Genomic DNA, 23,961 nt, shown 5'->3' with positions numbered 1-23,961 from the left:
CCCCGCAAACGGAGGATGATTTAATATCACTTTTTGATTAATAAATTAATACCAACCAGTTGCTTGTGAGTGGGCCCAAGCATTTTCAGCAGTACCGTAACGTGCTGCAATATAAGCCTTCATAGCATTTAATTGATCGTTATAATCGGCTGAGTTTCCACCATAGATAGCACGTGCTTGTGCTGAAAGTTGACCTAAACCATAATATTGACCATTAGTAGCATTAACGTTACCACCTGATTCACGTGCAATCAAAGCATTCAATGCAGCAGAGTTAGAGCCGGTAGTTGAAGTTGTTGTTGCAGATGAAGTAGTAGTGGTGGTAGTTGTTGTTGTTGTCGTTGTGCTGGTTGCCGCTGCTTCAGTTGTTGTTGACTGTGCAGGCGTTGCTGCCGCTTTTGTTGCTGTGGCAAATGACAAGTGTTGACCAACAATAATCAAGTTAACATTTGAAATGTTGTTATTAGTAGCAATTGTGTCAACTGAAACACCATACTTTGCTGACAACTTGTTCAATGTGTCACCAGATTGCACAACATAATCTGATGGGGCTGTTGTTGTATCGGCACTAGCATGTGCACCACCAAAGGCAAAGGCACCTGCAACACCAGCAGCAATGGTCAAAGTCTTCTTAATATTAAACATTATATATTTGTACTCCTAAATTATCTGTTCGAAGATGACAACATCCGAATTGATGAAGTCATGTAATTAACTTACGAGTATTAGTTTAGTCGCTGAATATAATAAGCAAACATCTGTTTCATATCAAGAACATTACATACTATTATTTATTATACATTTACCGTGTTAGTTGTCTTATAAAAATCTTAAGATTTAAAATAAAGCCTTAATATAGAACTTTTAATATTAATTGTGGCGTCTTTGGTAATTGATCATGATCCTCAAAATATGCAACTAACATATCTTGAATAGCCTTATCCCCAGTATAAATTGTCTCAGAATTAGCATAACTTTGGTAATCACCACCGCCGACAGCGCGATAATTATTCATCGCAATGCTAAAGTAATCAGTGTCTTGAATATCTTTTCCCTGATACTTTAATTTTGTAATACGGTTCCCTACTGGTTTACGGACATCAATTTCATAATCAATGCCAAAGGCCAAGTCGTAGTTATAATGTTCCACTTTTGGTTTCAACCAATCAGGATTAACAGCTAATTTCTGATTTTCAATAACAAAATAATTTGCTGTATGCTCCAATCCAACGCGTAAATCAGCACCCGAAATACGTTTTGTGACCAATGTATTATCAAATGGGTAATTTTGCAAAATTGATCTGAGTGTCAACTGTTTTGGCAAACTCGACGGGTTGTTATTTAGGCCTTGCAATGTGATTTGCGCACCAGTCGCAGCCATTTGTACTGCCGCCACCCAGCGCAAAACATCATTACCATATTGTGCCAAAATTAACGGTTCTTCAACCGCAACAGATGTTGTCAAATTAGCGATTGGCTGATCCAACCACGCTTCAACTTTGTCATTAAGTGGTTGTAAGGCTTTAAGCATGTCAGGTTGGCTAGTCGTACCAGCAGCATTTGTTGATGAGGTGAATAACCATTTTCCGTCTCTTAACTCGCCATCAATTTGCGCAAAAAACTTAGCTTGGTTAGGTAATTGTAGCGTTAATGTGTCGTTCATTAACTGGGCCGGCACTTGACCATGCTGATGTGCTGTCAATAAAATATCCAAATCCAGTTCTGCGGTGAGTTGCCAAGCAATATTTTCAGATGTTGTACTAATTACCTTGCCCGAATCCAAGTCACGCTCATAACCACCATGATAAATGCCAATCACAACATCAGCTGATTGGCGCAGACGCGCGATAGTCTGCGCCGCTTTAATCAAAGGTGATTCAATTTTAATGCCTGCGAGATGTTCCGGCTTTTCCCAAATGTTAATATAATCAGTCACTAAACCAATTAAACCAACTTTTGTGCCATCAGCTAGGGTCTTAATTTCTGCTGGATATAAGGTCTGTCCGTTTTCATCCGTAACATTTTCGGCTAACACAGTCGCATTCAAATTTGCCAAATGTTTCTTGAGTTCGTCATAACCCGCATTAAAGTCATGATTACCAAGCGTAACATAGTCATATCCTGCCATGTTCATCATGTCTGATACTGCGTCAATATCGTCATACTTCTTGAGATATTGTAATAGTGGTGAACCTTGATACATGTCACCGCCATCAATTACTAGGGTGTTGCCATCTTTTTGATAGTTCGCGGCTACATTGATAAGGCCTTGAGGTTGTGAACCGCTTTGAATGTAGTCAGTTGGCCATAAGTAACCATGAACATCCGAAGTGTAATATAACTTGAAATGCTTCATTAAATTCCTTCTTTCAAAAACAAGGCAGCCAATGAGGCCGCCCATCTTCTAACCATGGAGTAAGTGTTGACGTAATTTATCTGATAAGTATTCAATGACAAAAATTAGCACAAACAAACCAATTAGAATGGCACCAACTTTATGCCACTCATACCCACTCATTGCAAAAATCATCGGTGCACCAATACCACCAGCACCAACTAATCCTAAAATAGTGGCTTCACGTAGATTCATATCAAATCGGTACGCAAGAATTGAAATGAAATCGGAACTAAGTTGTGGCAAAACACCATAACGAATTTTTTGGAAAAATGTGCTACCGGCTGCATCTAATGATTCCAAGATGCCCGAATCCAAGTCTTCAATTGTCTCAATAAATAGTTTTGAAATCATACCGATAGAGACAACTGCCAGTGTCATCACACCGGCAAACGGTCCTGGCCCAGTGACGCGAATAAACATCAAACCATATACCAATGACGGTACTGTACGAATCGCCATAATCACAAACCGTGTTACCACGACAACTGGTTTTGGCACTATATTTGTAGCTGAAATAAATGACAATGGTACTGCAATAATTGCCCCAACTAGTGTCCCAAGAAAAGCAATTGCAATTGTTTGCAAAATCAAATAGGCAACGCCACTATCCCCACCACCGAATAATAGGTCTTTATCGGGTGTCACAATTCCTTCTAAGATATTCCAACCAATTCGCCAACCTTTATCGGTTAAAGTCATTTGATTGACAGCAGATGATGACCAAATTAAAGCAATCAATACGATGATAGCAGCGGTGATATAATATTTAGCACGTTTAGGTTGCGTCAGCAGAACAGCTTCTAGTTTTTTATTCATGTTGTTCTCCTTAACTCAAGAATTTCCGTAGTTGTTGACTCAATGTTTCAATCAGCACCACGGCAACAAATAATGAAACCAATATCATGCCAACACTTTGAAATTCGCGCCAACCAATTTTTTGGTTCAAAATCATACCAATACCACCAGCCCCAACGTAACCTAGAATGGCAGCATAGCGAACATTACCTTCAAAAGCAAATAACGATGTCGACAAATAAGTCGGCAAAATTTGCGGCATAATAGCGGTAACGAAAGCTCGCGGTGCATTTGCACCTGTTGCAATCAAGGCTTCATACGCTCCCATATCGACTGTTTCAATATACTCAAACAGTTGTTTACCAACGAATGATAAACTAAACATAAAGATAGCAACCGTACCGGCAAATGTGCCTAATCCAAAAATATAAGTCGCAATTAAGGCAGCAACTAATGTTGGCAAGGTCCGTAACACTGTCAATGAAAACCGCACAATAAGATTGACGAATCGATTATTAGTCACATTATTAGCAGCCAATATTGCCAATGGTAAGGCCACCACTGCCCCAAAGAAAGATCCAAAGAGTGACATTTTAATTGTATCAATTAGAGGTTGCCAAACTGATGGAAAATAAGACCACTTTGGTGGAAATAAATCGCCAAAGACAACCCAAAACTGCTGAAAATTAGCAAACAAAGTTGGCAAACTAAAACCAGTCACAACAACTGAAATAATTAAAATAATTAACAGTATCAACAAAATAAGTGGCGTTCTCGTAAACTTCTGGCTGACTGTTTTACCGTTGGCTAACGTATATTTCTTAGCTTTAAATAATTTATCATACCACCACATTATTCGGCCTCATCTTTTGAATAGATATTATCTAAAATTTCTTGTGTCACACCAGAAACTGGTCCGTCATATACCACACGTCCAGAACGAATACCAATAATGCGTTTGGCATAGTCAAGTGCCAAGTCCACATGGTGAATATTGATCAAAACGGTTTGACCAAGTTCGTCATTAATACGTTTAAAATCGTCCATAACTTCATGCGCTGTCACAGGATCAAGTGCCGCTACTGGTTCATCCGCCAAGAGCACAGATGGATTTTGTGCCAAAGTTCTCGCCAATGATACGCGCTGCTGTTGTCCACCAGACAATTGATCGGTTCTAACAAAAGCCTTATCTAACATTGAAACACGATCTAATGCCTCTAACGCGCGCATTTTATCATTCTTTGAGAATAGCCCCAAAATGACGCGCCATAATGGCATGTCTGGAACCAATGAACTCATAACATTGCGAATAACCGTAATACGGGGCACCAAGTTATATGACTGAAAAATCATACCCACCTTGCGACGAAAACGGCGTAATGCTTTTCCTTTTAAGTTTGAAATTTCAACGCCATCGACCGTCAATTTACCCTCTGTGATATTATTTAATCGGTTAATGGTTCGAATAAATGTAGATTTTCCAGCGCCAGACATACCGATAATGCCCACAAATTCACCATCTTCAATTTCTAAATTGATATCTTGTAAACCCTTCACACCGTTGGGATACGTTTTTGAAACATGCTCAAATTTAATCATCTTTTCTTCCTAAACTATAATATGTATTGGCGCCATTTAAGGCACCAAACGCAATAAAAAGCAGCTCAGGAGCCGCTTATTAATGTCGTTGATTTTTACTTAGTTGACTCTTTCAACACTTTTTGTGCTGCACGTTCACCGTCATAGTTAGATGACTTTGCCTTAACATAACCTTCGTGTGAATAGATTGCAATCACTTTTTTACCTTCTTTAGTCTTAGCCAATTTGATAAATGACTTTGACAAAGCTGACTTAAAATTCTTTGTCATAATCTTTGACTTCTTTGAAACTGAAATTGTGTCGTTGTAAATTGGTTGTGAAACACCGATAACGTTTGTTTCAGCCCAAATTGACTTTGATTGCTTGTAATCTTTTGTCCAAGCATCTGCAAAATCACGACGGGCATCTGCATAAACTGGCAAAATATCAATTTGTCCAGAAGCTAAACGTGCCATCCCTGAACCATATGAGTCAACTTGTACTGTATTTGACAAATCAGTCACTGTCTTCTTGTAGTTTTTGTTCAACCACAATGATGGATAAATGTAACCAGCTGACGAAGTAGTTGATGACAATCCCCACTTAGCAGAGTTCAAATCTTTCCATGTCAACTTCTTGCCCGCGTTGATTTTCTTAGCCAATTCTTGTCCCTTAGCAGAAGGACCAGCGATAAATAATGAACGGTATGTCGCTGCTTGCTTTTTAGTAGGTTCAGTTGCCTTGCCATCATTCCACTTTGCAGCAGAAGTGAAGTCTTTATTTAAACCGGCACGCGTTGCAGTTAACAAAACTTGAACGCCGTCTTCATACATCACATAAGTACCACCAGGAATAAAACCAACATCAGCAGTGCCTGATGTTAGCGCTTCTCCGGCAGCTTCATAACTGGTACCTACTTTGATATCAACATTCTTAACGTTGTAACCTTGCTTTTTTAATTGTGCTTTCAGCAAGCCTTTCAATGGCTTAGTTGCTGTTACAATTTGGTCAGGTTGTTTTGAAGGAACAAAATAAATTTTCAATTCCTTGATTGTCTTTGTTGCTGCACTTGCGCTCTGCACGCTCAATGTTGCAAAAGCAATCAATGCAACAGCAAAAACCATACTCAAACGGACGATCTGCTTAGCAGTCTGTTTCATGATTCAGTTCTCCTGTGACCTTAACGGTCTCTCTCGTTTTAGTAACCATTGCGTTACCAGTTTATTCTACACAAGCATTGTCAAATTTTCGTCAAACTTTTGTCAAGAAAAATTCAATGTTTGTCCAGATACTACTTTACCAAAAAAATCATCATCATAGCGAAAAAATAATTAAGTATTTCCTCATTTTTAAAAACAACGTACGGTACGTACTGAACATTCGTTATAATTTTTAATAAAAATACGAACGTTTAGTTTGTAAGCGCTTTTCATACAAACTAATGTCATCATAAAAACCCCAAAACAGTTGTTTTGGGGTTTTACAAATTGATTTAACGTCCAGATTTGAGAGCAGCAACGTGAATTCGGTTAACGGCCCGCATCAAAGCAATACGAGCACGCTTTAGTTCTTCATCATTGTTGTCATCTTGGGCATGAGCTAAACGCGCTTCCGCACGTTCTTTAGCACTTTCAGCACGCGATACATCAATTGTATCAGATGTTTCAGCACTATCAGCAATCACTGTCAAAATGTTATTAGAAAATTCAGCAATACCACCATTTACGGCTAATGATTCTTTATCATCACCACGCTTAACAATTAATTCATCAATCGTCAATGCAGCTAAGATAGGAACGTGTTTTGCCATAATTCCAATTTGACCACCTTGCGTATTTACAATCGCGATATCAATACCACTTTCATTGTAAACATCACCAGCTGGCGTAACAATTTGAACTTGGATACCATGTGTTGCAGTTGTTTCATCTTCCATATGTCAATACCCCCTTATTGGGCCATTGTCTTGGCTTTTTCAACAACCTGTTCAATAGCACCAACGTTACGGAATGCATCTTCAGGCAAATCATCATATTTGCCATCCAAAATTTCCTTGAATGAACGTACAGTTTCAGCAACTGGCACATATTCACCATTGATACCGGTAAACGTCTCAGCAACTGAGAATGGTTGTGACAAGAAGAATTGAATACGACGCGCACGGTTAACAGTCGTTTTCTCTTCGTCTGACAATTCATCCATACCCAAAATTGAGATAATGTCTTGCAATTCACGATAACGTTGCAACGTGCGTTGCACTTCAGTAGCAATTTCATAGTGCTCTTGACCAACGATTTGTGGATCCAAAGCTGATGAAGTTGATGCCAAAGGATCAACCGCAGGATAAATACCTTGTTGTGTCAATGAACGCTCCAAGTTGGTTGTTGCATCCAAGTGCGCAAATGTTGTGGCAGGTGCCGGATCAGTGTAATCATCGGCAGGCACATAAACGGCTTGAATTGAGGTAACTGAACCCTTCTTCGTTGAAGTAATTCGTTCCTGCAATTGTCCCATTTCTGTTGCCAACGTTGGTTGGTAACCAACGGCTGATGGAATACGACCCAACAAAGCTGACACTTCAGAACCAGCTTGAGTGAAACGGAAAATGTTATCAATAAACAACAACACATCCTTACCTTCATTATCACGGAAGTTTTCAGCCATTGTCAAACCAGTTAAGGCAACACGCATACGTGCACCTGGTGGTTCGTTCATTTGACCATAAACCATGGCTGTCTGTTTCAAGACACCTGATTCTTCCATTTCGTGGTACATATCATTACCTTCACGGGTACGTTCTCCGACACCTGTGAAGACTGAAATACCATTGTGGCCTTGCGCAATGTTGTGAATCAATTCTTGAATTAGAACTGTTTTACCAACACCGGCACCACCAAACAAACCAATTTTTCCACCACGAACGTAAGGCGCCAATAAATCAATCACCTTAATACCCGTTTCCAAAATTTCGGTTGAGTTTGTTAATTCGTCATATTTAGGCGCTTCACGATGGATTGAACTACGTGGGACATCATTGGCAATTTCGCCATTGTTGTCGACAGGTTCTCCCAAAACGTTGAACACGCGTCCTAATGTCGCTTCACCAACTGGGACTTGGATTGGCTTACCAGTATCAGTGACTGACATACCGCGTTGAAGTCCATCTGTTGAATCCATGGCAATACTACGGACAATTCCGTCACCTAATGCCAAAGATACTTCAACTGTTAATGTTTGGCCTTCGCCTTTGTCAATGACAAGCGCATTGTTAATGTCTGGCACTTGTTGACCAGCTTCAAACGCAACATCAACGACCGGACCAATCACTTGTACGACTTTTCCAGTACTCATTGTCGTTTCCTTTCATGATAAACATCAATAATCGAATTACCTTTATCGTCTGTCCAGATGTGTCACCACAAATAGTTCTGATATCGGGTAATTATTGATGCATGCTACACAAACAGTAGTTGTGTTTTATTTAATGTGACAGTCGACTTACTCTAGAGCAGCCATACCACCAGTAATTTCTGTAATTTCAGTCGTAATCGCTGCCTGACGTGCTCGGTTAAACTGTAACTCTAAACGACCTATTAAGTCCTTAGCGTTATCCGTAGCGCCCTTCATCGCAGTTGATGAAGCCGCATGTTCAGCCGTTTTTGCGTCAAGCACCGCTTCATACACTAAGCTTTGTGCAAATTGTGGTAAGACAACATTTAGCACCGCCGTTGTGTCTGGTTCGATTTCATACGTGGATTGAACGTCTAGTTCAGCTTTTTGTGCTTCTGTTCCACCCATTGCTTCCAACGTATCTGTTGTTAGTGGCAATAACTGGACATCACGGTACTCACTAGTCAATCGGTTAACAAAGTGATTATACACAACGTGTAAGGCATCAAATACACCCGTCTCATACAAACTCGTTACTGTTTTGACAACAGAACGAATTTCGTTAAATGACGGCACATCCGACACACCACGATGTTCTAAAATCACTTCAAACCCACGCTTTTTGTAGAAATCGGCACCATTTCCACCTACAGCAAGAATAGCTGTGTTAGTGGTATCCAAATTCAATTTTTCTAACAGTGCGTTAGTTTGCTTAATAACGTTAGCGTTGTATGAACCAACCAAACCGCGGTCTGATGTTACCACCAAGATACCCGTTTTTTGGATTGGACGTTGCGCAATCAACGGAATATGATCAGCATCCGCATTATCGAACAGATGAGCAGAGACAAGATGCTCAACCACCGTCTCTAAACGAGCAGCATAGGCACCATATCCAGCACTGTATTTTTGAATTTGACTCAACTTGGCCGTTGAAACCATTTGCATGGCACTCGTAATTTGGCGCGTCTTCTTAGTTGATGAAATACGACGCTGAATATCTTGCAAAGAAGCCATTGCAGCGCCTCCTTTTATTCTGCTGATTCAGATCCAGCAAATCCAGCCTTAAAGGCCTCAATTGCTGCATTCAAATCAGCCTCTTCAGGTAAGTTCTTGGTTTCAACAATTGTCTTAAACAAATCAGACGCATTGGCGTCAACATAAGCAATTAATTCATCTTGGAAACGTTGAATATCTTCGACAGCAACATCATCCAAGTAACCATGTGTCAAAGCGTACAGAACAACAACTTGATGCTGTACTGGCATTGGCTTGTGTAATGGTTGCTTCAACACTTCAACTGTACGACGACCACGAGCCAACTTTGCTTGTGTTGCTGAATCCAAATCAGATCCGAATTGGGCGAAACTTTCCAATTCACGGAAAGAAGCCAAATCCAAACGCAACGTACCAGCAACCTTCTTCATAGCTTTAATTTGCGCATCACCACCAACACGAGAAACAGAAGTTCCGGCATCAATAGCAGGACGAACACCAGCATAGAATTGATCAGCATCCAAGAACACTTGACCATCGGTAATTGAGATAACGTTGGTTGGAATATAAGCTGAAACATCACCAGCTTGTGTCTCAATGAATGGCAAAGCAGTCATTGAACCACCACCTAATTCATCACTCAACTTAGCAGCACGTTCTAGCAAACGTGAATGCAAGTAGAAAACATCACCTGGATAAGCTTCACGTCCGGGTGGACGACGAAGAATCAATGACAACTCACGGTAAGCCGTAGCCTGCTTTGACAAATCATCGTACACGATCAACACGTGTTTGCCATTGTACATAAATTCTTCACCCATTGCTGCACCGACATAAGGCGCCAAATACAACATAGGAGCTGGTTCAGAAGGACCAGCATTAACAACGATTGTGTAATCCATAGCACCCATTTGGCGCAAAGTTTCAACTTGTGTACGCACAGTTGAATCCTTTTGACCAATAGCCACATAGATAACAATCATGTTTTGATCTTTTTGGTTCAAAATTGTATCGATAGCCAAAGACGTTTTACCAGTCTTACGGTCACCAATAATCAATTCACGTTGTCCTCGTCCGATAGGCACAAGGGCATCGATTGCTTTAATTCCAGTTTGCAACGGTTCAAAAACTGATTTACGTTGCATAACACCGGGTGCTTTTACTTCAACAGGGCGTGTCTTGTCAGTTTTGATATCACCCAATCCATCAATTGGTTGACCCAAAGCATTTACAACGCGTCCGATTAATTGTTCGCCAACTGGCACTTCCATGATACGGCCAGTACGCTTTACTGTGTCACCTTCACGAATGTCATCAAAACCACCAAGAATGATGATACCGACTTCGTTTGATTCGAGGTTTTGGGCCATGCCGTAAGTGCCATTAGCAAATTCGACAAGTTCACCAGCCAAGGCGTTAGCCAAGCCGGTTGCACGGGCCACACCATCACCAACATAGGTAATGGTTCCCACTTCTTCTACAGTTAGCGTTGTGTCGAACTTTTCGAGCTGTTGCTTAATTAAAGCAGATATTTCTTCAGCTTGAATAGCCATTATTCTTCCTCACTAACCTAATAATTGTGCCTTCATTTTGGCAATTTTTGTTTGTAAGCTACCATCAATCAGAATTGATTGTGATTGCAAGATAACACCACCAAGAATGCTGTTATCAACGACGTTTTCAATATTAACTTGTTTTGCGCCAGTCTTGGCTGCAAATACGTTAGCTAATTTATCTAAACGTTGGTCATCCAAAGCAACAGCCGTTGTTGCTTTGACGTCAACGATGCCCTTGGCCTCATTATAATGACTGACAAATTGATCAATAACCATTGACAAAATGTCTAAACGATCATTGCGCGCCAGCAGCTGAATCAAATTTTGAATTGACTCAGCTGCGCCCTTTGTGAGCGTCTGCAACAATTGATCACGATCTGTTATCGCTAAATCCGAAGCAGTCACAACAGTTACAAAACTTGGATTCTCAGTAATTAACTTTTGAATCGTTTCTAAGTCATGCAAGACATCATCAAGCTGATCTCGTTCACTTGCTAGCTCAAAAATTGCTTTGGCGTATTGGTCAGCAATATCTTTAATATTTTTTGCCATCCCAATACTCCTTATTTAGTTTCTAAATCTGAAATGTAAGCATCAATTAATGCTTGTTGATCATTCAACGACAATTCCTTTTGCATTAACTTTGATGCAATAGCCACTGAAAGGGCTGCTACATCGTCTTTTGCACCTGAAATTGCGTCTTCCTTGAGCTTTTGTGCATCCGTCTGAGCTTGTTGATTGATTGACGTTGCGCGATCAGTTGCAGCAGCAATCAAAGAATCACTTTGCTTTTGAGCACTTGCCTTGGCATCTGCTACCACTTTTGTGGCATTTTGACGTGTCTCAGCTAGCTCAGATTGACGTTGTGATGCTAATTGTTCTGCCTCTTGACGCGCTGACTCAGCACCGTCAATATCAGAAGAAATTTTATCTGCACGTTCGTCAAGAATTTTTGTCAATGGTCCGTAGGCCACCTTCTTCAAAATGAGCATCAACAAGAGGAAGGCAATGATAATAAACAGCATATTTCCCAATGGAAGTGCTGCTAATGTTGTTAATCCCAACATGATTTTCCTCCGCTACTATTGTGTGATTACTTGCCCATCAACATGAAGGCGAAGACGATTGACAAAATTGGCATAACTTCGACCAACGCGACACCCAAGAACATACGTGACAACAAACGACTTTCAAGTTCAGGTTGGCGGCTCATACCTGCCAAGAACTGTGAGATCAAAACACCGTTACCAATACCACCACCAACGGCAGCTCCAGCAGCTGCAAGACCTGCTGCGATTACACCAAGATTGTGCAAATCCATTAGATTTCTCCTTATTGTACCGTGTTGCATGGGTCTTCCCATACCACACACTTTATACTATATAGATGATACGCTCTCGCGTTCTTTTGGCAAACCAACTCGTGTCATAACCCCATTAAACGTCTAAGTTTAGTGCGATTGTGGCACAAATCCCATTTGCTCCAACAACACTATTCATTACCTGACAATTGTGAAATAAACACGCCAGTCAAAATAACAAATACGTATGCCTGAATGGCACCAATAAAGAGTGAAAATCCTTGCCAAACCATTTCGATTGGCAATGACAACACTGACCAAAGACCATTAAAATGTCCTGGCCATGCCAAACTGTTAGCTACGAGTGTCAGCAACATTTCACCAGCGAAGATGTTACCGAACAAACGCAGTGACAACGTCAAGAAATTGGCTAATTGTTCAATAATATTCAACGGCAACATCCATGCATACGGGGTGAAGAACATATTCTTGATATAGCCTTTAAAGCCAAGTTCTTGCACACCCATACCATGAGCTACCATTAACGACATAATTGCCAAGGTCATTGTTACAATTGGGTTGGCCGTTGGTGACTTAATATAAGTCACACCATCACCAAGCTTAATTTGTAACAGCAAGCCCATTTCGTTTGACACAATTACAAAGAAAAACAATGTAAATGCGAACAAACCAAATTGACGTGCTTGTTTTTTTGATAGTTGTCCACCAACGATACCGTTCGTGAAATCTAGCAAATATTCAATCACATTTTGCCGCTTGTTAGGTTTTACACTAAGATTGCGGGTCAATACAACTGAGACAATGACAACAATTGCCATAGCCAGCAACGTTGAAATAATTGTGGTCCAATCAAAGGTCAAACCAAGAAACTTAAACGTTGCCGTTGGGTCATCCATGCGCCTTCTCCTTTCTCAAATATTTGGCGAAGTGGTCGTAAGTATTTCGGCTATTCGTCATAATATAAATCTATGATACGCCTTTCAGTTTGAATTTCAACTACTTAGCGAACCTTTTTCACAAACTTTTTATTATCTTGACTTTGTAAGGTTGTCAACTTAGTTATCAACGCCCATAAATTAAAATTTTAACCGATTAATTTCGATCGACAACAAGATTATTTCATCACAATTTCGATCAAAAAAGTGCTGCGTTTCAGCCTTTACAGGCTAACGCAGCACCTCCTAACAAGGTTTATTAAAATTACTTTTCACTGGCAGCCACTTTTGGCAAAACCAGATTCAACACAATACCCAAAACGGTAGCGATAGCGACACCTGAAAAATCGACTTGCGAACTCAACTGTAAATGGAAATTACCAATACCAACCACAAGAATCGGTGCAGCAATCATCAAATTACGCTTTTTGCTATAGTCAACCTTATTGTCCACAATGACCTGCAAACCCGCCGCCGCAATGACGCCGTAAAGCATGAAGCCAACACCCCCAGTAACCGCACCAGGAATAGTTGAAATCAACGCAGATAATTTACCAATGAAACTAAAGACAACAGCGAAGAATGCCGCACCACCAATAACCCATACAGAGTATACACGACTCAACTGCATCACACCTATATTTTCACCGTAAGACGTTACCGCTGGTCCACCAACTAATCCAGCGACTACTGAAGCCGTACCATCACCAGTTAACGTACGCTTCAAGCCAGGATTAGCGAAAAAATCATGTCCAGTAATTTTAGACAATACCATCAAATGACCTAAATGTTCTGATAGGGTTACTAACGCCAAAGGCGCCATGCTCAGCACCGCTGCCGGATAAAAGACAAATCCATTCTTACCAATGAACGTTTCAAAGTTAGGTAATTGGAACCAGTGCGCTGAAGCAACTGGGCTTAGGTCAACTAAACCAACCATTAACGCGACAATATAACCAAATATAATCCCTAACAACACGGGAAGTAGTCCCAAGAAACCTTTTAAGAACATATTAAACGCAATTGTCGCAAGGAGTGTAACCAAAGCAACAACAAAGACGCGCCAATCATATTTATTGTTCAGCATTGTCGCAGAGCTAGCAGCCGATCCTGCCAAACTCAGACCAATAACCATAATAATCGGACCAACAACTTCTGCTGGAAAAATGTATTCAATCCAACCAGTTCCTGTAAATGTCACAACAAGAGCAACAATTAAGTAGACTAGACCAACGGAAATAATACCTTGCGCGACCGCTGGATAGCCAATTGTTTTCAAAAGCGAAGCCATCGGTATAATAAAGGCAAAACTTGAGCCCATGTACGCTGGTACTTTACCACGTGTAATCAGTAGGTGTAATAGTGTGCCGACTCCCGAAGTAAACAAGGCCACACCGGGATTTAACCCAACTAGCAACGGCACTAAGACTGTTGCGCCAAACATTGAAAACAAGTGCTGAAGTGATAATCCAAGCCACACTAAAAATGGTGGTTTGTCATGAAGATCATAGATAGCATTGCTATTGGTATTTTCTGACATAATTACTCTCCTGAACGTATTGAATCTATTATATACAAAAAACCTGACTTCATGCACGATGATGTCAGGTTTTTTGTTATATGATTTTGTCAAATATGCGCGGCAAACGCATAGTGTTGCTGAAACATCCACTGTCACGCAACACCTCGCTTCTTGACAGTACACAACGTCATCCCACTATTATTGGGGTGGTCAGACAAAATTTGTCTGCTACATATATATCATTTGGATAACTTGTGTACTTTTGCGACGTCAGTTGATTGCGCTTTATCATTAGCATTTGTTTATTCACATTGGAATAATTAATTAATCTCAACCTTAGTCTGCGAGGCGTTGCCTTGAACTGCTTCAATTTCTGTCAAATTGTTTTGCGACATTCATGGCCTCCTCTTATTTGATTAACTATAGTATATCACCATTTGTAAGCGCTTTCAACTATTTTTTATCCTTATTTTAGTACACTATTTGACCGACATAGTCCCCACCATGACCATCAAAATCCAATTCTTCATCAATTTTAACGGTGGCGGTTTCCGGTAATTCGAGGCAAATCACCATAATCGTTGCCATTTTGTCAGCTTCATGAATTGCTTTAATGTTCATATCTGCCAGCTTATCGCCATGTTTAACATGATCACCGACGGTAATTTTGAGATTAAATGGTGCACCATTCATAGCGACTGTGTCAATGCCCATGTGAACCAACACATCTGTACCACGCTCTGTTTTAATACCAATAGCATGTTGTGTTGGTGCAATCATTGTAATTTCACCATCAATCGGCGCTAAAACATTGCCGTTAGCAGGTTCAATTGCAAAACCATCACCCATCACTTTGCTAGCAAAGGTATCATCTTTGACATGTTCTAAATGTAAAAGTTGCCCATCAGCTACCGCAAAAAGTGATTCAACTACTGTATCCTTGATCGGTGTTGTCGTTTCCGAGGGTATCATTTCGCTTGATTTTAATGGTACCGTCAGCGTCGGTGACAAGTTGCCGTCATAAATGTTTTGAATATTATCTGCCACAAATTGCACATCTGGTCCAATCACAATATGAATTTGATGTTGATCTAAAACATTAACGCCCATAACACCCGGTGCATGTTTTAAAGCATTAACATCAGCCAATGCCGTATCCGTCATTTTGTAACGTAAACGCGTCGTACAATTATATAAATAAGTTAAATTGTCTTTTGCCTTATCTCCACCCAAAGCTTGCCAAATCACACGTGCAGTGCGTAAATACTTGTCTTCTGTTGACGAACTGAGCACGACATCACTTTCTGCCGAATTATTTTCTTTTGGATCACGACCCGGTGTCATCAAATTGAATTTTTGAATTGCAAAATTAAAAATCACATAATACAAAATCGCGAATACAATCCCTTGTAGTAACAACATATATGGCTTGTTAGCCAAAGGCATTTTGAACGCTAATACGTAGTCGACCAGCCCGGCTGAAAACCCAAAGCCAGATGTCCAATGGAAAAAAGCAGCAATTGCCAAGCTCAAACCAGTTAGAGCTGCGTGAATCAAATACAGTGGCCACGCAACAAACATGAATGAGAACTCTAAAGGCTCTGTTACACCTGTAAAGAATGAGGCAACGCCTGCTGCCAACATTAACGAACCAATCCGTTTCTTTTGCTCTGGTAACGCATTACGATATATGGCATACGCCCCTGCCGGCAAACCAAACATCATAATTGGGAAAAATCCTGCCTGATAACGACCGGTAATGCCCAAAACACCATGGGAATCCCAAAAATTACCAATATCATTAATCCCCGCCACTTTAAACCAAAAAACCGAATTCAAGGCATGATGTAGGCCAGTTGGAATCAGTAATCGGTTAAAGAAACCATACAATCCTGCCCCAATCCAACCAAGATTAGAAATAGTTGTTGCAAAAGCAACTAATGCCGCATAAACAAACGGCCACACCACAATCATCACAATACTAAATATCAGCATCGCCAAGGCCGTTAAAATAGGTACTAATCGCTTACCACTAAAAAAAGACAACGCTTGAGGCAATTTTGTTTGTCCAAACTTATCAAAAAGCGCGGCTGCGACTAAACCAGATACAATACCAAATAAGACATTGTTGTGCGTTGGTGTACCAAAGGCGGCGTTAACCGCTGTTATTTTTTGACCAAACAACGTCGCAATATTTTCTGGACGCAGTACATAGTCTGTCAGCGCGTACCCAACGACTGCTGCCAAAGCAACCGCCCCATCCTTTTTATTGGACATTCCCAAAGCTAAGCCTACTGCAAATAAAAGTGCCAAGATATCAAGTATCGAGCCACCCGCAAGCTTCAAAACGCCACTTACAAACCAAGTAGCTGGTAACCAATTACCAATACCTGTCAAAATCGCAGCAGCTGGTAACACTGCCACTGGCAGCATCAATGAGCGTCCTATTCTTTGAAAATAATCTTTCATAACCTCACCCACCAATTTGTGCTAATTTAAGCACAAATGCAGCGATTCCTTTCCCTATATGACATAACACTACTGATAATAACGCTTTTTAGGACAAATAAGTTTTTTCATGTAAACTTTCATAACACATCAAAACCATTTTCACAACATATACCAATGTACACTTTTCCACTAGAAAAAGCAATAAATTGCAATAAAAAAAGGTATACCAATTTTGGTACACCTAAGAATGATAATTAGCTTTATTTTGTTAATGTTGTCTTTGATACAACTTCCAAATTGTCATCCAAGTCGTAAACTAGAGGTTGTCCATTCGCAATTTCAAGATTCAAAATATCATCATCTGAAATATGTTCGATATGCTTAGCCAAGGCACGGAGTGAATTACCATGAGCGGCGATGACAACATTTTTGCCAGCTTTCAAGTCCTTTGAAATGTTTGATTCCCAGAAAGGTAATACACGTTCCAAAGTAATCTTCAAATTTTCACCTAATGGCAATTCACCTTCAGGTACATCGGCGTAACGACGATCAAACGCAGGATATGTCTTACCTTGAACTGTCATTGTTTCATCGTATGAATCCAACAATGGTGGCAAAACATCGTATGAACGACGCCAAATATGAACTTGTTCGTCGCCCCACTTTTCAGCAGCTTCAGCCTTATTTTGACCTTGCAAAGCGCCATAGTGACGTTCGTTAAGGCGCCATGACTTCTCTTCAGGAATAAACAATTGACCAGCCTCTTCCAAAGCATAGTGCAACGTTGTAATCGCACGTGTCAAAACTGATGTATAAGCCTGATCAAATTGGATACCTTCAGCCGCCAACAATTCGCCAGCTTCCTTTGCTTGTTCAACACCCTTGTCTGACAACTTTGTGTCAATCCAACCATTGAATAAGTTCAATGCGTTCCATTCACTTTGACCATGACGGATTAGTACTAATTTAGCCATTTGTTCCAAACTCCTTAGTTTATGTTTGTGTTAATCGTAACGATATCATTATACCACGAAATCACGACACAAAAAAACTCGCCGAAGCGAGTTCTTTCTAATTGGTTATTAGCCCTTAACGATGTTAACAGCTTGCAAACCACGGTCACCACTTTCAACTTCGAAAGTAACTGCTTGACCTTCGTCAAGAGTCTTGAAGCCGTCGCCTTGGATTGCTGAGAAGTGTGCAAATACATCTTCGCCGTTTTCGCGTGTGATGAATCCGTAACCCTTTTCGCCGTTAAACCACTTTACTGTGCCTTTTTCCATGATATGTTTCTCCTTTGGTGTGCTCACCAAGTAATATTGTGCGTAATCTAAAATAATTGGTACTGAGCGCCTTCCGAAAAAAACAAATCAAAATCAAAAACTTTTATTACCCCATTAGTGTAACACATTCACAGAAATTAGCAAGTAATACACTAATAACTGTAATTCTTTTTCATTCCCAATTATTGGATTATTTTTTTCACCGATTAAAAGCAACTTCAATAGTATCAAAAAAACGTTTCCAACCTGTTTAAGGCGAAAACGTTGATGACATATTATTTAATATTTAACGCTTTTTTGACTGCTGCAACTTGTAACTGTGCTGCTTTGTCTGGATCTGTTTTTGCCAAGGTAGCTAACTGTGCTTGCTGTTGGGCTAGTGCTTGCTTTTCAGCATCCGTTTTTGGCGTCATTTTCGATTGCAATGACTTAGCTTGAGTCGTCGTCAAAGCAACCCAAGTGCTTGGCACTTGATAAACAACATGCTTATTTTTAAGTTGGTGATTATTGCCACCAATACCAAACATCAACCGCATTGTGGCATTTTTATAAACATAACGCGTTGTTTTCGTAATTTTGTAGGCTTTATTGCCAGAAATATTAGACATACGAGAACTGGTATTCAAGTTAGGCTTTGCAATCGTTGTTTTTTTAGCATTGTCTGTAGCACGGTAAACATAGACATTTTCAGCGCCGTTTGTACCAACACCTTGATAAAGCAATAGACCAAATCCCTGTGACGCTGTTCCGGCTGTGTAGATTTGTTTTTTGGTTGTGGTGGTGACTTCCTTCATACCGTAGTGTGAATTCATGTTAGCCGCAACGCCAGCAACACTTAAAACCAAACCTACAAACATAATCACTGTCGTTACAATACGTACGCCACGATTAGTAATCATCATATTTGCCACAAAGGCCAAAATAGCAAATAACGCTATCAACAAAATAATCATTAGGCTGCGTCCTCCTTGTGTGCTGGTGTGTTAATTTTGCCACTGTGTAGTAAGAATGTAATTAACAATGCAACAAGAGCAAATCCTGCGGCCAACAAAAATGAAGCATGGAAGCCGTTCAATGTTGCATCTATTAACTTATTAGCATATGACAATGGATCTTGACCTTTAAGTGAAGCAGCTGGCTTATTGTTATCAGTAACAGACTGCATGACTGATGCCAAAATTGCCGTTCCCAATGAAGAAGCAATTTGACGCATCGTGTTGTTGGCAGCTGTTCCTTGAGCAGCCGTTTCAGGTGACAAAGCACCCATAGCAGAAGCTGTCAATGGCATCATTGTCATCGCAATACCAAACATACGCAATGTATATAGCGCAGTGATGAAGTGTTGTGACGTATCAGCTGTCATATAAAATAGTGGTACAGTACCAATCAACAAAATAGAAAATCCAGCAACGGCTAAGCGCTTAGCCCCATGCTTATCGTAGAAAGCACCAGCAATTGGTGACATAATTCCCATCATCAACGCACCTGGAAGCAATGTTAATCCTGAATCCAAAGGCGTTAATCCGCGAATATTTTGCATATAAATTGGCAAAACCATTTCAACACCAATCATAGCCATCATTGCTAAGGACACTAATATTGTCGTAATGGTAAATTGTCTAGACTTGAAGACAGACATATCCAAGAATGGCTTTTCCATACGAGATTGATGCCACATAAACTCAATTGTGATTAGCAATCCGGCAATTAATGGCAAAATAACCCAACCAAAATCACCCCATCCGTGATCTGAAACCATGGCAAATCCAAACAAAATCAGACCAAATCCAAACGTTGATTCAATCAAAGAACGCACATTTAGCGTCACTTTTTTCGTTGGTAAAATGTTACGGAAATATACGAACGAAGCAATCATCACCACAATAACCACTGGTAGGACAACGCCAAAGATTGAGCGCCATGAATTTTCAAGTGTGAAGCCCAAAATTGTGTGGTCTTTTTCCAAAATCCAACCTGACAGCGTTGGTCCGATGGCAGGTGCCATTCCAATAACCAAACCACCAAGTCCCATCGCTTTACCGCGGGATTCTGCATCAAATAAATTCAACGAAATCACTTGCATCAATGGCATCAAAACACCAACAGCCATAGCTTGCAAAACACGTGCCACCATGAGCATCCAGAAAGCACTAGTTGGTGTCACAAACGCCAGTAAAGTACCAGCCGTAAACAAACCAAGCGCTGATAAATACAACGTTTTTGTTTGAATTCGTGTTGTTAAGAAAGCTGAAACCGGAACCATAATTCCGTTAGCCATTAAGAAAATGGTTGTCAACCATTGCACTGTTGAGGCATTAACATCAAACGCTTTCATCAATGCAGGTAATGCTGTCCCCAAAGCTGTTTGCATCAGCATTACAGAGAACACACCGACCAACAACACAATCATCATGGCAACGCGGTTGACTGGTTTCCCCTTTGTGTCTACTATTTTATCAGACATATCAAAATCCTTTCATTCATTTTCTGTCATTTACAGAAAACACTTTAGTTCTTCATTAGCTTCAAAAATGTATTTTACGCTTAAATAAAAAATTGTCAACTAAGTTGACAATTAATTATCATTTATTATATGTGATTTTTTGCACATCATGCTGCCCATTCAGCGTAACAATCACATCTGCTAATGATTTCGTAGGTAAAATATAGTGATCTAAATTAGTTTGATTCGTTGTATCCCACACTTTCATGACCAGATCACTCAACTCGTCTAACGGCATTTTGGCATATTGATAGCGCCAGCTAGACGGATCATTCTTGGCTAAGGCTGTTTCTTGTAGCGTTCTTGACAAATACCATGACTTAATATCAACCAAATCTGCGGTAACAAAAATTTTGAAATCTAACACATCCTCTGGCAATCGCAGGGCTGTTACACCCTCAACAATTAAAATGTTGGGTCGCATAATTGTTTGCAATTGGGTGGGGTGAATATCAGCCAGTTCTTGCGTATAAAGGGGTATCTCGATTCGCTCACGACCAGCCTTGAAATCTCTAATCACTGTTGCCATACGGTTCAAATCGTATGTCTGTGGGAACCCTTTTTGTTCAAAAATGCCGGCGGCCAATAATGTGTCATTAGACATCATAAAATCATCTGTACTAATCACACTAGCCGTCAAATTTTCCTGATGCAATAAAGATGCCAAATTATTAGCAAATGTACTTTTGCCAACTGAAACTGAACCGGTAACACCAATTACCATGAAAGGTGGCTGATAGCGTTTCAAAATTTCATTGACTAATTCGTTCATTTTTCAACCTCATAACGTTCGGCACCGACATGGTCCAACAACGGTGTCACTGACTTTTCAGCCAGCAATGTCAAACGATGCATCGCGCGTGACGCAACTGTATACAACAGACGGCGTTCGTCTTCTGCCGCATATCGTGTCCAATCCGCGTGCCAAATGACGACTGCGTCAAATTCCAGTCCCTTAGCCAAATACGATGGTACTATGATAGTGCCCAACGCCAAACGTTGATTTTCTGATTGAATCAGTGTCACATTTTTATCCGCCAATTGTTGCGCCAATAACTTCGCATCAGCGAGTGTTTTAGTAATAATAGCTGTCGAATCTTGGTCTTTAGCATTTTGTTGTAACTGCTGACGTAACTTATTCAGCAATTCGGTTTCATTGTCAGCAATTTTCACAGTTGGCTTCTCGCCATTACGATTAAACGCTTCAATATCTTGCCCACCCAATAAAATGTCTTTAGTGAAATCAGTAATTTGTTGCGTCGAACGATAAGTTTGCGTGAGCTTAACCGTGTCTACCCGTTCTGAGTCAAACAAGCTAGCCAAATCTTCCTGCAAATTAGCCGCATTATCCTTGGTGAAAATGGCTTGGTTAAGGTCGCCAAGCACCGTGAATTTTGCCAATGGGAAGCTAAACTTTAAGAAAGCTAATTGGAACGGCGTATAATCTTGCACTTCATCAATGAATAGGAAGCGAATATCACGTTCGCCATGCTTACCAGTCATTAAATCATATAAATACAAATATAACGTTGTGTCAGCAAGGGACATTTGATGATTCTTGAGATTAGCCACAACGTGTTCAACATGCGTCTGCCACTCTGCTTCTGATAGTTGATAAGCCGCTAAGTCAAAAAATCTTGGTAACTCATGCAAAAACTCAATAAATTGCGCATTGATATTAAGGAAACTGGCACGTCTCACTTGTCTTGCCAAAGGCTTCAAAGCTCGTGTCGTGATTTGCTTAGCCAAGAACTTTCGCTCAGCTTTTTCACTGGAAAATTCTCGCTCCTGTTCCCCAGCACCTAATTGCGTGCGGCGCGTCACTGCCGCCGCATCATTTTCTTCATTGTCGCCCATACGGACACGCCCAGCGCCAACAAGCTCATCATATTCTTCCTTAGATAGATTTTCAATTTCTAAATCTACCCAATCTTTACGCATTTCCGTACCAATGCGGCTGCTTAGCATACGCATAAGTGTGTCGCGAGTTGCGTCCAAACGTTGACTTAACTTGTAATTTTCGTTGTACTGATAATAAATTTCTGCCATGCGTTCTTTGGCGATAAATGGCTCGCCTCTAAACATAATGCTGCGGAACTTCATCCCCTGACGCGTCAAAGAGTTGGCATAATTAGTGACCGCGTTGAACATGTCAACACTACCTTTGGCCAATGCCAAGCGATTATTCACATGATCCAATTCAAAGCGTTCTTGCAACGTTTCTACAGACATTTTGGGTAAACGCCGTGAGGCGTATTGGTAAAATGTCATTTGAATCATATTCTGTTCACCCAATTCAGGCAAAACTTGATCAATATAATCATTAAATAGTTGGTTAGGACTAAATAGCACCACTTGACCGCTGGTTAATTTACCACGATAGCGATAAAGCAAGTAAGCCACACGTTGCAAAACTGCCGCCGTCTTACCAGAACCGGCTGCACCTTGAACAAATAGAAGATCCGCCGAAGTATTACGTATAATCTTATTTTGCTCTTTTTGAATGGTTGTCACAATTGACTTCATCTTGGTTGATGATTCGCCACTCAAGGCATTCATCAACATAGCATCCCCAATTGCCTCTTCCGTGTCAAATAACGTCACAATCACGCCATCTTCAATTTGAAATTGACGTTTCAGCGTGACATTAGCTTTTTGAGTGCCATCCGGTGTCAAATATTCAACCGGTCCAATGCCACCGTCATAATAAATAGAAGCTACCGGCGCACGCCAATCATAGACAAAATAGCGATTGTCGTCATCACTAAATGACCCTAAACCAATGTAGATGGTTTCTGGTTCACCGCTTTCTGACACGGATTCGCTAAAATCAATACGTGCAAAATACGGATTATGAATCTGTTTATTCAACACTTCATAGCGACGCTCTGCCCGTGACTTAGAATTTTCACGTTCAGCCAACATTTGTTGTTGCTGGCGGACAGACATGGCTGTTTCAACAATACCGGAATAGGTATCGGTTTTGAGACGCACATCTCCCCAACTTTTGGAAACGTCAGAGATGTTCTTGTTTGTCCGCTTAATTTCTAGCTCGGTATCAGTCAAAGATTGGTTCATGGCTGATAGTGTTGTCTTCAAATATTGCTCTTCAACTTGCTTAATTTTTTCGTCCAAAAACGCGTCCCACTCTCTTAAATTTCAATGATATAATTATACGCTTAGATTGGATAAATGAAAAGAAAAAACATTTCAATTTTAATTTGGCATAAAGA

At 40.4% G+C, this 23,961-nt stretch carries 22 protein-coding genes; all 22 read right to left on the bottom strand.

From position 1 onward, the window contains the following. Positions 1 to 45: 45 nt before the first annotated feature. Positions 46 to 645, bottom strand: coding sequence for a LysM peptidoglycan-binding domain-containing protein (locus tag FF105_RS05165; protein WP_010291611.1), 600 nt, complete (start codon positions 643 to 645; stop codon positions 46 to 48). Between the two features lie 205 nt (positions 646 to 850). Continuing rightward, positions 851 to 2,356 (bottom strand): bifunctional metallophosphatase/5'-nucleotidase, encoded by a 1,506-nt coding sequence (locus FF105_RS05160; protein WP_010291612.1) that lies wholly within the window; start codon positions 2,354 to 2,356, stop codon positions 851 to 853. Between the two features lie 48 nt (positions 2,357 to 2,404). Next, positions 2,405 to 3,214 carry a phosphonate ABC transporter, permease protein PhnE gene (phnE, locus tag FF105_RS05155; RefSeq protein ID WP_010291613.1) on the bottom strand — a complete coding sequence of 270 codons (810 nt, stop codon included), beginning with the start codon at positions 3,212 to 3,214 and terminating at the stop codon, positions 2,405 to 2,407. A 10-nt stretch (positions 3,215 to 3,224) separates the two neighbouring features. Next, complete coding sequence (gene phnE, locus FF105_RS05150; protein WP_010291614.1) at positions 3,225 to 4,046, bottom strand: phosphonate ABC transporter, permease protein PhnE; 822 nt, start codon at positions 4,044 to 4,046, stop codon at positions 3,225 to 3,227. Continuing rightward, a complete protein-coding gene (gene phnC / locus FF105_RS05145; RefSeq protein WP_010291615.1) occupies positions 4,046 to 4,792 on the bottom strand; it encodes a phosphonate ABC transporter ATP-binding protein in 747 nt (248 codons plus the stop codon). The genes phnE (FF105_RS05150) and phnC overlap by 1 nt, the downstream gene beginning before the upstream one ends. A 95-nt stretch (positions 4,793 to 4,887) precedes the next feature. Beyond that, positions 4,888 to 5,931 (bottom strand): phosphate/phosphite/phosphonate ABC transporter substrate-binding protein, encoded by a 1,044-nt coding sequence (locus FF105_RS05140; protein ID WP_010291617.1) that lies wholly within the window; start codon positions 5,929 to 5,931, stop codon positions 4,888 to 4,890. Between the two features lie 332 nt (positions 5,932 to 6,263). Next, complete coding sequence (locus FF105_RS05135; RefSeq protein WP_290046388.1) at positions 6,264 to 6,707, bottom strand: F0F1 ATP synthase subunit epsilon; 444 nt, start codon at positions 6,705 to 6,707, stop codon at positions 6,264 to 6,266. 14 nt (positions 6,708 to 6,721) lie between these two features. After that, positions 6,722 to 8,122, bottom strand: a complete 1,401-nt coding sequence (atpD, locus tag FF105_RS05130) for a F0F1 ATP synthase subunit beta (protein WP_010291619.1) — start codon at positions 8,120 to 8,122, stop codon at positions 6,722 to 6,724. Between the two features lie 147 nt (positions 8,123 to 8,269). Beyond that, a complete protein-coding gene (locus FF105_RS05125) occupies positions 8,270 to 9,178 on the bottom strand; it encodes a F0F1 ATP synthase subunit gamma (protein WP_010291621.1) in 909 nt (302 codons plus the stop codon). Between the two features lie 14 nt (positions 9,179 to 9,192). After that, complete coding sequence (atpA, locus tag FF105_RS05120) at positions 9,193 to 10,710, bottom strand: F0F1 ATP synthase subunit alpha (RefSeq protein WP_147651161.1); 1,518 nt, start codon at positions 10,708 to 10,710, stop codon at positions 9,193 to 9,195. Positions 10,711 to 10,722: 12 nt separating this feature from the next. After that, on the bottom strand, positions 10,723 to 11,265 hold the full coding sequence (gene atpH / locus FF105_RS05115) for an ATP synthase F1 subunit delta (RefSeq protein ID WP_010291631.1): 543 nt from the start codon (positions 11,263 to 11,265) through the stop codon (positions 10,723 to 10,725). Positions 11,266 to 11,276: 11 nt separating this feature from the next. Beyond that, positions 11,277 to 11,780, bottom strand: coding sequence for a F0F1 ATP synthase subunit B (gene atpF / locus FF105_RS05110; RefSeq protein WP_010291629.1), 504 nt, complete (start codon positions 11,778 to 11,780; stop codon positions 11,277 to 11,279). Between the two features lie 26 nt (positions 11,781 to 11,806). Further along, on the bottom strand, positions 11,807 to 12,034 hold the full coding sequence (gene atpE, locus FF105_RS05105; protein WP_004902064.1) for a F0F1 ATP synthase subunit C: 228 nt from the start codon (positions 12,032 to 12,034) through the stop codon (positions 11,807 to 11,809). A gap of 170 nt (positions 12,035 to 12,204) precedes the next feature. Beyond that, positions 12,205 to 12,930, bottom strand: a complete 726-nt coding sequence (atpB, locus tag FF105_RS05100) for a F0F1 ATP synthase subunit A (protein WP_010291627.1) — start codon at positions 12,928 to 12,930, stop codon at positions 12,205 to 12,207. A 304-nt stretch (positions 12,931 to 13,234) separates the two neighbouring features. After that, positions 13,235 to 14,509, bottom strand: a complete 1,275-nt coding sequence (locus FF105_RS05095; RefSeq protein WP_004911737.1) for a uracil-xanthine permease family protein — start codon at positions 14,507 to 14,509, stop codon at positions 13,235 to 13,237. 453 nt (positions 14,510 to 14,962) lie between these two features. Beyond that, on the bottom strand, positions 14,963 to 16,960 hold the full coding sequence (gene nagE / locus FF105_RS05090) for an N-acetylglucosamine-specific PTS transporter subunit IIBC (RefSeq protein WP_290046387.1): 1,998 nt from the start codon (positions 16,958 to 16,960) through the stop codon (positions 14,963 to 14,965). A gap of 242 nt (positions 16,961 to 17,202) precedes the next feature. Then, positions 17,203 to 17,916 carry a 2,3-diphosphoglycerate-dependent phosphoglycerate mutase gene (gene gpmA, locus FF105_RS05085; protein ID WP_004912306.1) on the bottom strand — a complete coding sequence of 238 codons (714 nt, stop codon included), beginning with the start codon at positions 17,914 to 17,916 and terminating at the stop codon, positions 17,203 to 17,205. Between the two features lie 108 nt (positions 17,917 to 18,024). Further along, positions 18,025 to 18,225 (bottom strand): cold-shock protein, encoded by a 201-nt coding sequence (locus FF105_RS05080; RefSeq protein WP_004912309.1) that lies wholly within the window; start codon positions 18,223 to 18,225, stop codon positions 18,025 to 18,027. Positions 18,226 to 18,500: 275 nt separating this feature from the next. Then, a complete protein-coding gene (locus FF105_RS05075) occupies positions 18,501 to 19,178 on the bottom strand; it encodes a DUF4811 domain-containing protein (protein ID WP_010295847.1) in 678 nt (225 codons plus the stop codon). Further along, positions 19,178 to 20,689, bottom strand: a complete 1,512-nt coding sequence (locus tag FF105_RS05070; RefSeq protein ID WP_290046386.1) for an MDR family MFS transporter — start codon at positions 20,687 to 20,689, stop codon at positions 19,178 to 19,180. The genes FF105_RS05075 and FF105_RS05070 overlap by 1 nt, the downstream gene beginning before the upstream one ends. 118 nt (positions 20,690 to 20,807) lie before the next feature. After that, positions 20,808 to 21,500, bottom strand: a complete 693-nt coding sequence (locus tag FF105_RS05065; protein WP_010295852.1) for a type I pantothenate kinase — start codon at positions 21,498 to 21,500, stop codon at positions 20,808 to 20,810. Continuing rightward, positions 21,497 to 23,863, bottom strand: coding sequence for an RNA polymerase recycling motor HelD (gene helD, locus FF105_RS05060; RefSeq protein WP_010295855.1), 2,367 nt, complete (start codon positions 23,861 to 23,863; stop codon positions 21,497 to 21,499). The genes FF105_RS05065 and helD overlap by 4 nt, the downstream gene beginning before the upstream one ends. Positions 23,864 to 23,961 lie beyond the last annotated feature (98 nt).

Origin of the sequence: Leuconostoc sp. UCMA20149 (genome assembly GCF_030400235.1) — a bacterium.
Lineage (GTDB): Bacteria > Bacillota > Bacilli > Lactobacillales > Lactobacillaceae > Leuconostoc > Leuconostoc pseudomesenteroides.
The sequence above is the reverse complement of the archived record's forward strand: the minus strand, read 5'-3'. Positions and strand labels throughout refer to the sequence as shown.

Coding starts and splice junctions, on each gene's coding strand:
- atpH (WP_010291631.1), bottom strand. CDS start 11,265: ATGGCAAAAAATATTAAAGATATTGCTGACCAATACGCCAAAGCAATT.
- phnC (WP_010291615.1), bottom strand. CDS start 4,792: ATGATTAAATTTGAGCATGTTTCAAAAACGTATCCCAACGGTGTGAAG.
- FF105_RS05135 (WP_290046388.1), bottom strand. CDS start 6,707: ATGGAAGATGAAACAACTGCAACACATGGTATCCAAGTTCAAATTGTT.
- nagE (WP_290046387.1), bottom strand. CDS start 16,960: ATGAAAGATTATTTTCAAAGAATAGGACGCTCATTGATGCTGCCAGTG.
- FF105_RS05075 (WP_010295847.1), bottom strand. CDS start 19,178: ATGATTATTTTGTTGATAGCGTTATTTGCTATTTTGGCCTTTGTGGCA.
- FF105_RS05095 (WP_004911737.1), bottom strand. CDS start 14,509: ATGTCAGAAAATACCAATAGCAATGCTATCTATGATCTTCATGACAAA.
- FF105_RS05140 (WP_010291617.1), bottom strand. CDS start 5,931: ATGAAACAGACTGCTAAGCAGATCGTCCGTTTGAGTATGGTTTTTGCT.
- FF105_RS05165 (WP_010291611.1), bottom strand. CDS start 645: ATGTTTAATATTAAGAAGACTTTGACCATTGCTGCTGGTGTTGCAGGT.
- FF105_RS05125 (WP_010291621.1), bottom strand. CDS start 9,178: ATGGCTTCTTTGCAAGATATTCAGCGTCGTATTTCATCAACTAAGAAG.
- atpF (WP_010291629.1), bottom strand. CDS start 11,780: ATGTTGGGATTAACAACATTAGCAGCACTTCCATTGGGAAATATGCTG.
- FF105_RS05160 (WP_010291612.1), bottom strand. CDS start 2,356: ATGAAGCATTTCAAGTTATATTACACTTCGGATGTTCATGGTTACTTA.
- gpmA (WP_004912306.1), bottom strand. CDS start 17,916: ATGGCTAAATTAGTACTAATCCGTCATGGTCAAAGTGAATGGAACGCA.
- atpA (WP_147651161.1), bottom strand. CDS start 10,710: ATGGCTATTCAAGCTGAAGAAATATCTGCTTTAATTAAGCAACAGCTC.
- phnE (WP_010291613.1), bottom strand. CDS start 3,214: ATGAATAAAAAACTAGAAGCTGTTCTGCTGACGCAACCTAAACGTGCT.
- atpD (WP_010291619.1), bottom strand. CDS start 8,122: ATGAGTACTGGAAAAGTCGTACAAGTGATTGGTCCGGTCGTTGATGTT.
- FF105_RS05080 (WP_004912309.1), bottom strand. CDS start 18,225: ATGGAAAAAGGCACAGTAAAGTGGTTTAACGGCGAAAAGGGTTACGGA.
- FF105_RS05070 (WP_290046386.1), bottom strand. CDS start 20,689: ATGTCTGATAAAATAGTAGACACAAAGGGGAAACCAGTCAACCGCGTT.
- atpB (WP_010291627.1), bottom strand. CDS start 12,930: ATGGATGACCCAACGGCAACGTTTAAGTTTCTTGGTTTGACCTTTGAT.
- phnE (WP_010291614.1), bottom strand. CDS start 4,046: ATGTGGTGGTATGATAAATTATTTAAAGCTAAGAAATATACGTTAGCC.
- FF105_RS05065 (WP_010295852.1), bottom strand. CDS start 21,500: ATGAACGAATTAGTCAATGAAATTTTGAAACGCTATCAGCCACCTTTC.
- atpE (WP_004902064.1), bottom strand. CDS start 12,034: ATGGATTTGCACAATCTTGGTGTAATCGCAGCAGGTCTTGCAGCTGCT.